The organism is Polaromonas sp. P1_F4 (assembly GCF_056405675.1).
Genome location: NZ_JBFUBP010000007.1, coordinates 91,967 through 106,721, shown reverse-complemented (window position 1 = coordinate 106,721; position 14,755 = coordinate 91,967). Strand labels below are relative to the sequence as shown.

The window sequence follows — 14,755 nt, the reverse complement described above, 5'->3', positions numbered from 1 at the left end:
TGCCTTGTCCTGAAATTCGCATGGTTTACATCTTGCGCGGGGCGCTCACGCCCAGCACTGCGAGGCCATTGTGCAACACCTGAGCGGTCGCGGCGACCAGCGCCAGGCGGGCAAGCTTCACAGCTTCGTCGTCCACCAGGATGCGCTCGGCATCGTAATAGCTGTGATAGCTTGCCGCCAGTTCCCGCAGGTAAAAAGCCACATCGTGTGGTGCAAATCCGTCAGCCGCATTGGTCAGCATGTCGGGGTACTTGGCCAGCAGCAGCATCAATGACTGCGCCTGCGGGCTCTCCAGCGCCGAGAGGTCGACAGCTTTGAGGCTTGCTTCGTCGCCACCCTGGCCGGCCCAGGTGGTGAGGATGGAGCAAATGCGCGCATGCGCGTACTGCACGTAGTACACCGGATTTTCGTTGTTCTTGGCCAGCGCCAGGTCGATGTCGAAGATGTATTCGGTGTCGGGCTTGCGGCTGAGCAGAAAGAAACGCACCGCGTCGGCGCTGGTCCATTCGATCAGGTCGCGCAGGGTGACATAGCTGCCGGCGCGCTTGGAGATCTTGACCTCTTCGCCGTTGCGCACCACGCGCACCATGGTGTGCAGGACGTAGTCGGGGTAGCCTTGCGGAATGCCTTCGCCAGCGGCCTGCAAGCCGGCGCGCACGCGGGCGATGGTGCCGTGGTGGTCCATGCCCTGAATGTTGATGGCCTTGCCGAAGCCGCGCTCCCATTTGGCGAGGTGGTAGGCCACGTCCGGTACAAAGTAGGTGTAGCTGCCGTCGCTCTTTTTCATCACGCGGTCTTTGTCGTCGCCGTAATCAGTCGACTTCAGCCACAGCGCGCCGTCCTGCTCGTAGGTCTTGCCGGCGTCCTTCAGCCTGGTCACGGCGCTGTCGACACGGCCCGAGCTGTACAGGCTGGACTCGAGGTAGTAGTTGTCGAACCTGACCGAGAAAGCCTTGAGATCCAGGTCCTGCTCGTGGCGCAGGTAGGCCACGGCGAACTGGCGGATCGAATCGATGTCTTCCACGTTGCCCGAAGCGGTGTATTCGCGGTCGTCAGACTTGACGGTCTTTTTGGCCAGGAAGTCAGCGGCGATGTCGGCGATGTAGTCGCCGTTGTAGGCCGGCTCAGGCCAGCCGGCATCACCGGGTTTGATGCCTTTGGCTCGTGCCTGCGTGCTGGTGGCCAGGGTCTGGATCTGCACGCCCGCGTCGTTGTAATAGAACTCGCGCCAGACTTTCGCGCCCTGAGTGGCGAACAGGTTGCAGATCGCATCGCCCAGCGCGGCCTGCCGGCCGTGGCCCACATGCAGAGGGCCGGTCGGGTTGGCCGAGACGAACTCGACGATCATCTTGCGTGCCGGGTCGGCCGGCTGCACGCCGAACTGCGCGCCGGCGGCCAGCACTTCGCGCACGGTCTCCTGCTTGGCGGCGGGCTTGAGGCGGATGTTGATGAAACCGGGGCCGGCGATTTCGATGGCGTCTACCCAGCGCTCAAACGCGGGCTTCTTGAGCAGGTTGGCGCGCAGGTTCTCGGCCACCTGGCGCGGGTTGAGCTTGAGCGGCTTGGCCAGTTGCATGGCAGCCGTGCAGGCGAAGTCGCCATGGGCCGCCACTTTGGGGGATTCAAAGGCAGCTTTGTCGCCTGCGCCGGGGGAAAGTTCTTCCAGCCCCGCAGCCAGGGCCGCGAGCAGGTCTTTTTTAATCGAGAGCATGGGCTGATTTTACGTTTAAGCCATGCGCCGTCCGGAGCCGGTAAATGCCCGGTCATCGAATTTGCCCGGCACGGCGTTATGTGTTGGAATTCCAGCCGGAACTCAAACCTGATTCCCCAACCCAATGGAGCCACCATGAAAAAGCTGTTATCCCTGATCGCCGCCGTTTTTGCCGTCTCGATGGCCTTGTCTCCGGTGGCTCACGCCGCGGACGCTCCAGCCAAAACCGCGCAGCAAACCAAAATGGGTGCCTGCAACAAGGACGCTGAAGGCAAGAAGGGCGACGAACGCAAGGCATTCATGAAAGAGTGTCTCAGCGCCAAGAAAGAAGCGCCAACGCAGCAAACCAAAATGAAAACCTGCAACGTCGACGCCAAGGGCAAAAAAGGCGACGAACGCAAAGCCTTCATGAAAGAGTGCCTGAGCAAGTAGCCAGTCGCATCAAACAGAACCAGCCCGCCATGGATGTTATGGCGGGCTTTTTTTGCGCCAAACTTCTTTGCGAATGCTATTAATTCAGTAGCTGCTTGCGCCCGTCCACAAAGCGCAAGCGGCACTTTTTTCTCATAAACGCACCGTCACACCTGCAGTAGCTGCTCTTGCGCCGCCTGCTTGACCGCTTGCGTCAATCGCTGTGCCGCAGCGGGTTCACGTGCCCAGTGCTGCCAGTACAGCCGCACGTCGACCGTGCTGCCCGGCAGCACCTCCTGCAGCGGCGGCTTACGGGCGCGCGCGGCCAGCAACAGGTCGGGCACCATGCCCCAGCCCATGCCAAGCTCCAGCGCAAGCTCGAACGCATCCACCGCCGGCACGAAGTGGCGCGGGTACAGCGCGTCGCGCAGCCCGAAATGCTGTTCAAGAAAAGTATCCTGCAGCGCGTCCTTGCGGTTGAAGATCACGGCAGGGCTGGCCAGCAGGCGATGGGCCAGCCGGTTCGGTGCGGCCTTGCCACCCGCCGCGGGCTCGTTCCACTGCGCCACCAGTGCGGGCGAGGCCATGCAGCGGTAACGCATCACGCCCAGCGGTTCAGCCACGCAGCCCCTCATGGCCTGCGCCAATGCAGTCACGCAGCCCGTGACATCTCCGCTTTTCAGGGCTTCGTGGGTGTGGTCCTGATCGTCCACCACGACATCGAGCAGCAGGCCGTGAGTGTGCAGGGCTGAGGCCACGCCCGGCAAGAACCACGTGCTCAGGGAGTCGGCGTTCACCGCCACGCTGAGGCTTTGCAGGCGCGCGGGCTTTCCCCCGCCCTGCAGCCCGGCCAGCAGGTCGCCTTCCATGAGGCGAACCTGCCGGGTGTGCCCGAGCAAAGCCTGGCCGGCCGACGTGGCGCGTACCTGTTTGCCGCGCACCAGGAGCCGCTGCCCCAGTGCGTTTTCAAGTGACTTGATGCGCAGGGACACGGCAGCCAGCGTCAGGCTCAGGGCCTTGGCGGCTTCGCCGAAACTGCCGTGCTCGATCACGGCGGCCAGTGCTTCGAGTTGTCGGGCGTCGAGCATGTTGTTAGGCGCCTATTAAATCAATTAATAATTGACTAAAGCTAGTTTTAGTTAATTCTATTTAACTATTATGAGCCCTGGCACACACTTGCGGCCATGAACCCGCTCACCGCCCCCGCTTTTCTGACCGGCATGGTCCTCAGTCTCTCGCTCATCATGGCCATAGGCCCGCAGAACGCCCACGTGATCCGCATGGGCCTGCTGCGCCAGCATCTCTGGCTCACCGTCGCCGTCTGTGTGCTGACCGATGTGGCCCTGATCGCCGCAGGCGTTGCTGGCCTCGCGCAACTGGGCGGTCTTTCCGACAAGCTGCTGGGCGCCATGACCGGCGCGGGCGCGCTGGTGCTGCTGGTGTATGGCGCCCAGGCCATGCGGCGTTTTCTGCAGCCTGCGCACGCGTCTGCCCGGAACCCCGATATGGCCGGCGCAGAGGCCATGCCGCGCCGCAAGGCCATCGGGCTGGCACTGGCGCTGTCGTGGCTCAACCCCCATGCATGGCTGGACACAGCCGTGGTCATCGGCACCGCATCACTGGCTTACGCCCGGCCGGACAACGCCGTGTTCGGCCTGGGCGCCATCACGGGTTCATTGCTGTGGTTTACCGGCCTGGGTGTGGCGCTGTGGTGCGTGGGGCGCAGGCTCAACACGCCAGCCATATGGCGCGCCATGGACCTATTGGTGGCGCTGATGATGTGGGGCACCGCCTTCTGGCTGGTGCATGGCCTGTTTTCAGCCTGACGCCGGCTGCAGCACTGGCGTGCGCCTAACCAAAGCCGCGGGCCAGAAAGACGGCGGCCAGCGGAATGAAGGGCAGTATGTGCGCCTGCACCATCACCAGCCGCCGCGCTTGTTTGACTTCCAGTGCATCGGGCAGGGCGCCGCTGGCGCGCAGCTCGCGGCGCCAGCGCAAAAACATCATGGTGGGCTTGATGGAAATCAGCCCGATCGCCAGGAACATGACGAGCTTGACGTACAGCAAGGGGTTGTGGGCGTACCAGGCTGCGCCCTTGCTGCCCAGAAACACGCGCGCCAGGCCGGTCAGGAACACCGCGCCGGCCGAGATGCCGTAGACCATGTCGATCTTGCCGAGTCTCTCGATCACGGCGGCGTTCAGCCACTCGGTGCGGCACAGTGCCGCCTCACTCGCCAGAAAAACCACCATGGTGAGAATCGCCAGCAGGTGGGCATAGGCCAAAAGAGATTCGAGAACCATCGTCGGGATCCTTTCCAGTCAGGGTTTTGTGGTGGTGGTGGCTGGCGACGAGCACCAGAACTCCGGTTGGCTGTAATGGTGCTTCAGAAAATCCAGCCAAAGGCGAACCCGCAGCGGCAAGTGCTTGCGTTGCGGAAATACGGCGTAAATACCGTTGGGCGGCGCGGCAAAATCCTCCAGCACCGCCACTAGCTGGCCGGCGGCAATTTCCGCCTCGACCTCCCAGGTGCTGCGCCAGGCAATGCCATAGCCTCCGAGGCACCAGTCATGCAGGACCTGGCCGTCCGAGCAGTCGAGCGGCCCGCCCGGCTTGAGGTGGATTACTTCCCCTTCGACCCGAAACGCCCAGCCCCGCGTTTGCGAGGCGTCGCTGGACAGCGTCAGGCAGTCAAATTTCGCCAGCTCGCTGGGGTGCTGGGGCGTGCCGTGGCGAGCCAGGTAGGCCGGCGTGGCGACGCACAGGCGGCGGTTGTCGGCCATGCGCACACTCACCAGCGAAGAGTCCGGCATGTCGCCGACGCGCACTGCGCAATCAAAACCCTCGCCGGCCAGGTCGACCACCCGATCGCTCAGGTTCAGCGAGATCGTGACATCGGCATGTACTTCGCGAAAGCGTGTGACCAGTGGCGCCACATGGCGGCGGCCAAAGCCGGCAGGCGCTGTGATGCGCAAGTGCCCGCTGGCCTTGACGCCGCCGGCCGACACGCTGGCTTCGGCGTTGGCAAAATCAATCAGCAGGCGTTGGCAGTCTTCAAGAAAGGCGCTGCCTTCATGTGTCAATGTGATGCGCCGGGTGGTGCGCACCAACAGCTTGACGCCCAGGCGGCCTTCCAGCGCATCAAGCCTGCGCCCCATGATGGCCGGCGCCACGCCTTCGGCGTTCGCGGCAGCGGTCAGGCTGCCGCGCGTCGCAACCGACACGAAGGATTCAAGCTGCTTGAGTTTGTCCATGCTGGATTATGTCCATGAACGTCTGAAATCAGACGTTTTTAGCATTGATTCCAACACTTCCCGCTCCAAGGCGCACGGTGCACGCGCCTTCCTGCACTTTTTTAATAACTCAGCCGGGCCACCGACCGCAAGACGTCCGGTGTGGTGGTCGGCAGGCCAAAAAACTCGAGGTAGGCCGGGATCTGCTCGAACAGCATGTCGGACCCCACTTGCACCGTACAGCCACGCGCCTTGGCCGCCGCCAGAAACGCGGTCATTTCCGACTTCATGACCACTTCGCCCACGAAGCTGGAGGCGGCGATGCGCGAGACATCCATGGGCAGCGGATCGCCTTCGTTCATGCCCATGGGCGTGGCATTGACGACGAGGTCGTAGCCTGCCGGGTCACTGGACCCGGTGGAGAGTTCCAGTGCCGCGTAGTGCTGACGCAGCCGCCCTGCCAGGGCCTGCGCTGAGTCTGCATTGACGTCGCACAATCCCAGCGCGCGCGCGCCAGCCTTGGCCAGTGAAGCGGCAATGGCCGAGCCCACGCCGCCGCTGCCGACGACCAGGGCACGTTTGCCGCGCGGATCAAAGCCCTTGCGCTGCACGCCGCGCACAAAACCTTCCCCATCGAACATGTCACCCACGAGCTTGCCGTTCGCGTCACGCTTGACGGCATTGCAGGCGCCGGCGATGCGTACCGTGGTTGTGGCTTCGTCCAGCAAATCGACTGTCGTGACCTTGTGCGGCATGGTGATCAGCGCGCCGCGGAAATTCTCCAGGCAAGACACCGACCGCAGAAAGGCCGGGTAGTCTTCGGCTTTGCAACCCATGGGCACGACCACCGCGTTCACCCCTGCCTGTTCAAAGTAGGGGTTGTAGATCATCGGCGCCTTGAACGAATGTGTCGGGTAGCCGATGTGGGCGATGAGTTCGGTATGGCCGTTGATCATGGAACTTCCAGAAATTTGCAGTTAAACCGCTGTTGAAAATAACGCCGAAGGATCAGTGCTGACGGTCATTCACCGGCAACAAAGATGCCTTTGGCGATCAATACAGGCCAGGGGTGCCACCGCCGTCCACAGCGATGGCCGTACCTTGAATGTGGCGGGCACTCTCCGAACACAGGAATATCGCAAGTGCGGCGACATCCTCGGGCGTACCCAGCCGGCTGAGTCCTTCGCGCGCGATTTGTGCCTGTCGTTCTTCTTCGACGGGCTTTCCACTTGCGGCTGCACGCTGCTGAAACAGTTGCGCTACACGGCCTGTTTCAGTCAAGCCCGGAAGAATGGCGTTGACATTGACGCCGTCCCGCTTTCCAAGCCCGGACAGGCCCTTGGTGAAGTTGTGCATCGCAGCGTTGACCGACCCACCGATCAGGAAGCCCGGGTCGGGCGTACGGGCAGCGCCGCCAATGATGTTGACAACGTGCCCGCCCGCAGTTTTCAACATCGGCCAGAACAGGCGGCACAGGTTCACGCAGCCGAAGAACTTCAATGCAAAGCCGTCATGCCATGCGTCCTCCGGAAGGTCCAGAAACGCACCGGCGCGCGTGGCACCCGCGGAATTGACCAACACGTCACAGCGCCCAAATTTTTCGGCCACCAGGGTGAACACCGCTTTGCAACCTTCTGCGCCTCGAAGATCCGCAGCACATATCTGAGGGCGGATTGCTCCGGCACTGGCAATCGCGTCCGCGGCAGTCTTCAGGTTCTCAATGGAGGATGCTGCCAAAACGGTTTGCGCACCGCGTGCGGCAAACGCAGCGGCGATGCCATGGCCAATGCCGCGGCTGGCACCACTTATAACGATGACTTTTCCAGCGAACTCCTGCGACATGGCCGCTCTCTTTCTGATGATTTACGAAACCCTTGCAGCGTTGATCGCCGAAACAGCCGCGCGCAATGCCAGAAGGTAGCTGTCTGCGCCAAAGCCGCAGATCTGCCCCTTGACGATTTCGGCGAACACCGACACATGGCGGAAAGGCTCGCGGGCGTGGATGTTCGACATGTGGAGCTCGACAACCGGCACGGTGAGGATGGCCAGCGCGTCGCGGATGCCGTAGCTGTAATGCGTCCAGGCACCGGCGTTGATCAGCACGGCATCGACCTTGTCGGTAAATGCCTGGTGGATCCGTTCGCACATGTCACATTCGCTGTTGGTCTGGAAATGTTCCACCTCGGCGCCGAGCTCCCGACCCAAAGCCTGCAGGCTGATATTGATTTCATCCAGCGTGATGGTGCCGTACTGCGCCGGGTCGCGTTTGCCGAACATGTTGTGGTTGATGCCGTGAAGCATGAGCACTTTCATGGTGATTTCTTTCCTGGTTGTTGACGTTGTTTGTCGTGGTTTGATTTGTAGGTGGGAGGGTCGAGCTGCTTAAACAACGGGCAACTCGATCACCTGGCCGGTCTGGGCGGCCTGGGCAATGGCCTCGGTGATGCGCAGGTTCAGCAGGCCGTCGCGGGCGCTGACCAGCGGCGGTGCTTCACCACGAATGACGGCGCCGAAGTGCTCCAGCTGGTGCTTGAGCGGATCGTCGCGCACCATGTCGGCCACGCTCTCGTCAAATGGCTTCCACCAGGAACGGTCTTCCGGCCTGGGGTAGGTTTTCAGGCGCATGGTCGGAACCGACAGGCTTCCGTTGGTGCCGGAAATGACGTAACAGTCTTCGTCGCCATAGCTTGGGTAGGCCTTGTTTTCCTGGGAGGTTTGCTCCCAGCTGCGCGCGCAGGCGGCGGTATCCGACAGCATGAAGCTGCCCAGCGCGCCGCTGGCAAAGCGCAGGTTGATGGCCACCGTGTCTTCCACCGGAAAGCCGCGCGTGGCGTTCGAGGAGAAAGCCTGCACGGCCACAATGTCGCCGCACAACATACGCAGGTTATGCACCTCGTGAATCATGTTCAGGAGGATGGGGCCACCGCCGATCTCGCGGCGCCATGGCGCGTCTTCATAGTAGCGGTCGGGCTTGAAGAATGCGGCGCTGCCCATCACGGCGACCAGCTTGCCGAGTTTTCCCGAATCAACGATTTCTTTCGCTTTGGCCATGATGGGGCTGTGCGCGCGATGGTGGCCGATCAGTACCTTGGCGCCCGTTTCAGCGACCGCCTTGACCAGTTGTTCACCTTCGGCAAGCGTGGGCGCGATGGGCTTTTCCAGCAGGATGGGCACACCGGCCTTGATGCACTGCAGGGCCTGCGGCACGTGCAGCTGGTTCGGCGTTGCAAGGATCACGCCGTCGGGGCGGTCCTTGCTGAGCAGCTCATCCAGCGATGGGTACAGCGGAACGCCCGCCCTGGCGGCGATAGCCTTTGCCGCCGGCGCAGGATCGACAATGGCCGAAAGGATGCAGGTTGGGCTCTCTTGAGCCACATCCATGTGGGCGAGACCGATGTAGCCGGCCCCTGCGACAGCGATGCGGATTTTGCTCATGAAGGAAAGATACCCGGAACCGGAATGAAAGAACAGGCCGGCCCGGCGCTCCGGTGCGCTGGGCCGGCCGGGGCGTGAAATCTTATTTGCGCAGTTTGGCGAGCTCTGCCTGCAGTGCGCCGACCACATCGGCACCCACGATGGCCGAGTGCTTCTCGATCACGGGCTTCATCTTCTCGCGGAATTTGGCCATTTCTGCGGGGCTGAATTCGCTGACCTGCATGCCGTTCTTCTTCAGGTTTTCGAGCGCGGTGCCGGACTGTTCACGCGAGGCCTTGCGCTGGTACGCAGCAGCTTCGGCGGCCGCATCCGAGAATATTTTTTTCTCATCATTGCTCAGGGTGTCCCACAGCTTTTTGCTGACGATGACGGTTTGCGGGTTGTACTGGTGGTTGGTCACCGCCAGGTACTTTTGCACTTCGTAGAACTTGTTCGCGTTGATGACCGTGAACGGGTTTTCATGGCCGTCAATGGCTTTTTGTTCCATCGCGGCATAAACCTCGGGAAAAGCCATGGGCGTCGGGTTGGCGCCCAGGGCGGTCACCCAGTCGATGTTGATGGCATTGGGAATCACGCGCAGTTTCAGGCCGGCAATGTCGTCCACCTTGGTGATGAGGCGCTTGCTGTTGGTGATGTTGCGAAAGCCGAGTTCCCAGTAGGCCAGCCCATGGATGTTTTTGGCATCGAGCTTGGTGAGCATCATTTTCCCGAAGGGCCCGTCCACCACGGCATCGGCTTCCTGCGAGCTTGCAAACATGAACGGAAAATCGAAAACGGCAAATTCCTTGGCCTGGCTGGCCAGGATGCCGGAATTCATCACCACCATTTCAAGCGTGCCGCCTTGCAGCGCGGAGATGTTCGGCGCGTCACCGCCCAGCACACCGCCGGGGAAGAGGTTGACCTTGATCTTGCCGCCCGATTTCGCTGCCACGGTTTCAGCGAATTTTTTCATGCCCAGCACAATCGGATGGCCATCCGGGTTCTGCGTGGCGAACTTGACGGTGCGTTCCTTGATGTCCTGGGCTGAGGCCATGCCGAAGGCCGCCAGGGCGACGGTGGCGAGGACGGATTTGATAAACAGGCGTTTCATGGTTGTCTCCGGTTTTTTGAGGGGATGAGGTGTCACGGTACGCTTTGACGTGGCTGCCGGCCGTGGCGTACCCAGCACGCCCGGCAGCGCGGAAAATTGTCAGCCGCCGTAGAACCAGCGCGCCGGAATGATGACGATTTGCGGGAAAGCCACCATCAGGAACATGATGGCGAACTGGGCCCACATGAAGGGCAACACGCCCTTGGTGACTTCGTCCATGCTCACCTTGCCCACCCCGGCCACCGTGTTCAGCACCGTGCCCACCGGCGGGGTGATCAGCCCGATGGCGTTGTTGATGATGAACAGCACGCCAAAGTACACAGGGTCAATGCCGGCGGCCTTGACGACCGGCATGAGCACCGGCGTCAGCAGCAAGATGGTGGGTGTCATGTCCAGCGCGGTTCCCACCACCATCACCAGCACCATGATTGCCAGCATCAGCAACTTCGGGCTGTCCAGAAGCGGCTGCAGCAGGGCAACCACCTGGCCTGGAATCTGCGCCACCGTGATCAGCCAGGCCGACACCATGGCCGCAGCCACCAGGAACATCACGATCGCGCTGGTCTTGGCGGCGCCTACGAACAGCGGGTAGAGCTTCCTCAGCGTGAGTTCCTTGTAGACGAGTACGGAAACCAGCGTTGCGTACACCGCGGCAACCACAGCGGCCTCGGTCGGCGTGAAGATGCCGAACTTCAGGCCGAACACCACAATCAGCGGCAGCACCAGCGCCCAGGTCGACTCCTTCAACGCCACCAGGACTTCTGCACGGCTCTTGCGCGGCGGGGCTTTCACCACTTCCTTGCGCACCAGCCACCACCAGGTGAGCCAGAGCGACAACCCCAGCAAGAGACCGGGAAAGATGCCGGCCAGGAACAATTTGGAAATTGACACATTGGCTGCCACACCGAAGATGACAAAGGCAATAGAAGGCGGGATGACCGGCGCGATGATGCCCGCCGACGCGATCAGCCCTGCGGAGCGCGCCTTGTCATGGCCGGCGGCCACCATCATGGGCAGTAAAAGCGACGCCAGCGCAGCCGCATCGGCCACTGCAGAGCCCGACAGCGCCGCCATGATGACTGCCGCCACAATCGTGACATAGCCCAGGCCGCCCTTGATGTGGCCGACCAGGGCCATGGCGAGGTTGACGATGCGGCGCGACAGGCCACCTGCGTTCATGACCTCGCCGGCGAGCATGAAAAAGGGCACGGCCAGCAGCGGAAAGCTGTCGGCGCCGTTCACGACGTTCTGTGCCAGGATCTGCGCGTCAAACATGTCGAGGTGCCACATCAGCGCCGCGCCGCACAGCAGCAATGAAAACGCGATCGGGATGCCCAGCGCCATGGCGGCAAGCAGCGATCCGAGGAATATAGCGATGGTCATGCCGGACCCCCTTCATGTGGCTGGTCTTCGGATTCCCTGATCATCATCAGCTCGCCGTCTCCGGTCTTGCCGCTGAGCAGCCTGACCAGGTCGCGCAGCAGCAACAGGCCGCCGAGCACGGCGAACACCATGCCCGAGCCGTAGAACCAGCTCATGGACACTTCCATCACGGCACTGGTGGTGGTCCAGTTGATCTTGACCTGCTCCCACGCACCGCGGAACATCAGCCAGCAGGCAAAAATCATCAGCAGGTAACCGATGCCCAGGCATATCTTCTTGCCCCTGGGGCCCAGGCGCCCCACCAGCATGTCGGTGCCCAGATGCCCGCGCTCGTTGATCGCCACCACGGCACCGAGAAAGGTCAGCCAGACGAACAGCCAGCGAGACAGCTCCTCTGACAGATTGATGCCCGAGTTGAAGCCATAGCGCAACACCACGTTGCCGAACACCAGCACCACCATCAGCGCCAGGAACAGCGCAATCACGCCATCCAGCACCCGGCAAAACCGGTTTATCCATTTGTCCATGTTGTCTCCTTTTTTATGCGTGGCCGCGCGCGCGGCCGTCCGGCGCCAAGCCTGTTGAGGATTGCCTTAACCCATAATGTACGAACTAGTTAGTTTTAATCGAATCGGTAGAAACCCGACATGCCGGCCCCCCGGCCGGCGCGATCCGGAAGTTACTTGCGCACGAAGCGCACGATCATTTCGATGATGCTGTCGCGCCGCGCCGTCATGGCGCGTCCCGACTGTGTGTCGCTCTTGAAGATTAGCCCGAAGGTGTGCTGGTTGGAGACATTGAAGAATGTCAGCGCAGAAATCGACGCATGGATGTCGATCGGGTCCAGGCCCGTACGGAATATGCCCGCCGCCACGCCGCGCTCGTAAAGCTTGCGGATGGCATCGATGGCCGGCACATTGAGCTGCTGGATGATTTTGCTTTGCGCCAGGTAGGTGCCGCGCTCCATGTTCTCGGACATCACCAGCCGGATATAGCCCGGGTTGCTGTGGTGATGGTCGAAGGTAAAGCCCACCAGGCGGCGCAGCGCATCTTCCGGCAGCAGGTCTTCCAGGTGCAGTTCCGCCTCGATGCTGCGCATGCGCCGGTACGACTCCTCCAGTACGGCGAGGTACAGCCCCTCCTTGCTGCCGAAGTAGTAATAGATCATGCGCTTGCTGGTCCGGGTGGCCGCCGCGATCTCGTCGATGCGTGCGCCGCTCAGGCCCTTCTCGGCGAATTCCGCTGTGGCCACTTCGAGGATGCCGGCCATCGTGCGCGCCGGATCGTTGGTGCGCGTGGCCGTTTGCACAACCGGGGCCCTGCTTTTGCGCGTACGCACCTTGGCCGAAGCTGCTTGCGAATGTACTGTTTCGTCCATTCGCGCAGTATAGGGGGCAGGCTGAGGTCATGTCATACCAGCGCAATGGTGATGCGTTCAATCGCAGCGCGTGTATCGGGCCGTACGCCGCGCCACCATGCAAAGGCTTCGGCCGCTTGCTCTACCAGCATGCCCACGCCATCGGCCAGCCGCCGGGTTCCCGCGTTTTGCGCCAGGCGCAAAAACGGCGTGAGCCCTTTTCCGTACGCCAGTTCGTAGGCCAGGCAGCCGGGGGCGAACACGCTTGCCGGCACCGGGGGCAGTTCGGCGCGCAGGCTTGCCGAGGTGGCATTGAACACCATGTCAAAGGTCTGCCCCGCCAGATCCTGATAGCCGCAGCCGCGGACGTTTGCCTGGGCCGCGCCCATGGCCTGCAGTTCAAGTGCCCTGGCAACCGTGCGGTTGGCAATCACCAGTTCGGCCGGGGCCTGCGCCAGAAACGGCAGCAACGCGCCCCGGGCCGCTCCGCCGGCGCCCAGCAGCAGCACGCGTTTGCCTTGCAGCTGGCAGCCCAGGTTGTGCGTGACGTCGCGCACCAGGCCAACGCCGTCGAAGTTTTCGGCAACCACGCGTGTGCCTTCAAACTTCATGGCATTGGCCGCCCCCGCGAGCTGCGCCCGTTCCGAGCGTTCGGTGGCATAGGCAAAGGCGTCGAGCTTGAATGGCGCGGTAATGTTCATGCCTTTGCCGCCCAGGGCGCGGAAGGCATCAACGGCGCCGGTGAACCCGCCTGGCGGCCCTTCGATGGCCGTGTATTCCATGTCCTGCCCGCAAGCCTGCGCGAACATGCCGTGGATCAGCGGCGATTTGCTGAACCCTATCGGGTTGCCGATGACGGCATAGCGGTCGGTCATGGCTGCGCCTCTGCATACAGCACGCCGTCGCGCTCCATCGCGTCAATGTCGGCGGCGCTATAACCAACGCTCGCGGCGATCTCGCGGTTGTGTTGGCCCATGCCGGGTGCAACGCAGGCAGGTGAGGTGTCGCACTCCGAAAACCTGAAAGGCAGGTTGGGCAGGCGGATCTTGCCCAGCACTGGGTGGTCCTGCTCAATCACCATGTTGCGCGCCTGAATTTGCGGATCGTTCAGCACTTCCTCGATGTTCTGCACCTTGGCGCAGGGCACGTCAATCGCATCCAGCGCAGCCAGGCACTCGGCCACAGTACGGCCCGCTACCCAGGCTTTCGCCAGGGCCAGTATTTCGGTACGGTTTTCGTTGCGCCCTGCGGCGCTGTGAAAGCGCGCGTCAAGCGCCAGCGCTTCGCCGCCTATCAGCAAGGCAAAACGCTTCCAGGCGTCGTCGACCTGCGCGGCAATCACGAGGTAACCGTTGCTGGCGGCAAATACGCCGTACAACGTGCTTTGCGGCATGTCGTGCCCGGTTTGCTGCGGAATTTCCTTGCCGCCCGAGAGGGTGTAACACTGCACCGCATAGTCGTGCATGGACACCAGGCAGTCGTACAGGGACAAGTCAATATGCTGGCCCCTGCCCGACTTGATGCGGCCCAGCAGTGCGGCACATACCGCCGCCACGCCATGGATGCCGGTGTACATGTCGCCCAATGAAACGCGCAGCAGCGGCGGTGCGCTGCCGGGCTCGCCGACCATGGCCATGATGCCGCTTTTGGCCTCGGCAATCAGGCCGAAGCCGGCACGGTGCGCGTCCGGGCCGGTATGGCCGTAGGCGGAGATCGAGCAGTACACCAGGCCAGGGTTGCGCCGGGACAGCTCTTCGTAGCCCAGGCCGAGTTTTTTCAATGCGCCGGGGCGGTAGTTCTCGACGAACACGTCAGCTGTGTCGGTGAGCTTGTGCATCATTTCCAGGCCGCGCGGGTCCTTGAGGTTGATGCACAAGCCCTTCTTGCCCATGTTCTGCTGCAAAAAGTAGCCGCTTTGTCCCTTGATGAAGTAAGCGTGGGCGCGTCCCGCATCCCCGTCCCTGGGCCGCTCGACCTTGATGACGTCTGCACCCATCGCTGCCAGGCAGCGCGACAAATAAGGCCCGGCCAGGAAATGGCTGTAATCGACGACGCGGATGCCCGCCAGCGGCAGCGCTTGGGTAGTTTTATTCATAAAAACCTGAATTCATCTTTGTATATCGGGCGCAAGAAGCTA

16 protein-coding genes are annotated in these 14,755 nt (G+C 62.2%); 2 read left to right on the top strand and 14 right to left on the bottom strand.

Translation table 11 applies throughout. The features are described 5' to 3' along the window. Positions 1-25 precede the first annotated feature (25 nt). Positions 26-1,711 carry an arginine--tRNA ligase gene (gene argS / locus AC1DYQ_RS15350; protein ID WP_477687477.1) on the bottom strand — a complete coding sequence of 562 codons (1,686 nt, stop codon included), beginning with the start codon at positions 1,709-1,711 and terminating at the stop codon, positions 26-28. 135 nt (positions 1,712-1,846) lie between these two features. On the opposite strand from argS, the gene AC1DYQ_RS15345 reads away from it, so the two are divergent. Further along, complete coding sequence (locus AC1DYQ_RS15345) at positions 1,847-2,143, top strand: PsiF family protein (RefSeq protein WP_457282371.1); 297 nt, start codon at positions 1,847-1,849, stop codon at positions 2,141-2,143. Positions 2,144-2,289: 146 nt separating this feature from the next. Here the strand turns inward: AC1DYQ_RS15345 and AC1DYQ_RS15340 are convergent, their stop codons facing one another. Next, positions 2,290-3,210, bottom strand: coding sequence for an HTH-type transcriptional regulator ArgP (locus tag AC1DYQ_RS15340; RefSeq protein WP_477687476.1), 921 nt, complete (start codon positions 3,208-3,210; stop codon positions 2,290-2,292). 96 nt (positions 3,211-3,306) lie between these two features. Here AC1DYQ_RS15340 and AC1DYQ_RS15335 point away from each other — a divergent pair, with 96 nt between their 5' ends. After that, the gene (locus AC1DYQ_RS15335; protein ID WP_477687475.1) at positions 3,307-3,948 is read left to right on the top strand and encodes a LysE/ArgO family amino acid transporter; all 642 of its coding nucleotides are present in this window, start codon (positions 3,307-3,309) and stop codon (positions 3,946-3,948) included. Between the two features lie 25 nt (positions 3,949-3,973). Here the strand turns inward: AC1DYQ_RS15335 and AC1DYQ_RS15330 are convergent, their stop codons facing one another. From AC1DYQ_RS15330 to AC1DYQ_RS15275, 12 genes are all read right to left on the bottom strand, one after another. Then, positions 3,974-4,423, bottom strand: a complete 450-nt coding sequence (locus AC1DYQ_RS15330) for a DUF2214 family protein (protein ID WP_457282368.1) — start codon at positions 4,421-4,423, stop codon at positions 3,974-3,976. 18 nt (positions 4,424-4,441) lie between these two features. Continuing rightward, the gene (locus AC1DYQ_RS15325; protein ID WP_477687474.1) at positions 4,442-5,374 is read right to left on the bottom strand and encodes a LysR family transcriptional regulator; all 933 of its coding nucleotides are present in this window, start codon (positions 5,372-5,374) and stop codon (positions 4,442-4,444) included. A 101-nt stretch (positions 5,375-5,475) separates the two neighbouring features. Next, the gene (locus tag AC1DYQ_RS15320; RefSeq protein WP_477687473.1) at positions 5,476-6,309 is read right to left on the bottom strand and encodes a shikimate dehydrogenase family protein; all 834 of its coding nucleotides are present in this window, start codon (positions 6,307-6,309) and stop codon (positions 5,476-5,478) included. A gap of 97 nt (positions 6,310-6,406) precedes the next feature. After that, positions 6,407-7,195, bottom strand: coding sequence for an SDR family oxidoreductase (locus AC1DYQ_RS15315; RefSeq protein WP_477687472.1), 789 nt, complete (start codon positions 7,193-7,195; stop codon positions 6,407-6,409). 21 nt (positions 7,196-7,216) lie between these two features. After that, the gene (gene aroQ / locus AC1DYQ_RS15310; RefSeq protein ID WP_477687471.1) at positions 7,217-7,666 is read right to left on the bottom strand and encodes a type II 3-dehydroquinate dehydratase; all 450 of its coding nucleotides are present in this window, start codon (positions 7,664-7,666) and stop codon (positions 7,217-7,219) included. A gap of 69 nt (positions 7,667-7,735) precedes the next feature. Further along, positions 7,736-8,788, bottom strand: coding sequence for a Gfo/Idh/MocA family protein (locus AC1DYQ_RS15305; protein ID WP_477687470.1), 1,053 nt, complete (start codon positions 8,786-8,788; stop codon positions 7,736-7,738). Between the two features lie 82 nt (positions 8,789-8,870). Continuing rightward, the gene (locus AC1DYQ_RS15300) at positions 8,871-9,878 is read right to left on the bottom strand and encodes a TRAP transporter substrate-binding protein (protein WP_457282362.1); all 1,008 of its coding nucleotides are present in this window, start codon (positions 9,876-9,878) and stop codon (positions 8,871-8,873) included. 99 nt (positions 9,879-9,977) lie between these two features. Then, positions 9,978-11,261, bottom strand: coding sequence for a TRAP transporter large permease subunit (locus AC1DYQ_RS15295; protein ID WP_457282361.1), 1,284 nt, complete (start codon positions 11,259-11,261; stop codon positions 9,978-9,980). Beyond that, positions 11,258-11,788 (bottom strand): TRAP transporter small permease, encoded by a 531-nt coding sequence (locus AC1DYQ_RS15290; protein WP_477687469.1) that lies wholly within the window; start codon positions 11,786-11,788, stop codon positions 11,258-11,260. The genes AC1DYQ_RS15295 and AC1DYQ_RS15290 overlap by 4 nt, the downstream gene beginning before the upstream one ends. A gap of 152 nt (positions 11,789-11,940) precedes the next feature. Then, entirely contained in the window at positions 11,941-12,639 is a 699-nt protein-coding gene (locus AC1DYQ_RS15285) for a TetR family transcriptional regulator (RefSeq protein WP_477687468.1), read from the bottom strand. Between the two features lie 32 nt (positions 12,640-12,671). Further along, positions 12,672-13,493 (bottom strand): shikimate dehydrogenase, encoded by an 822-nt coding sequence (gene aroE / locus AC1DYQ_RS15280; protein ID WP_477687467.1) that lies wholly within the window; start codon positions 13,491-13,493, stop codon positions 12,672-12,674. Beyond that, a complete protein-coding gene (locus tag AC1DYQ_RS15275) occupies positions 13,490-14,713 on the bottom strand; it encodes a CaiB/BaiF CoA transferase family protein (RefSeq protein WP_477687466.1) in 1,224 nt (407 codons plus the stop codon). The genes aroE and AC1DYQ_RS15275 overlap by 4 nt, the downstream gene beginning before the upstream one ends. Positions 14,714-14,755 lie beyond the last annotated feature (42 nt).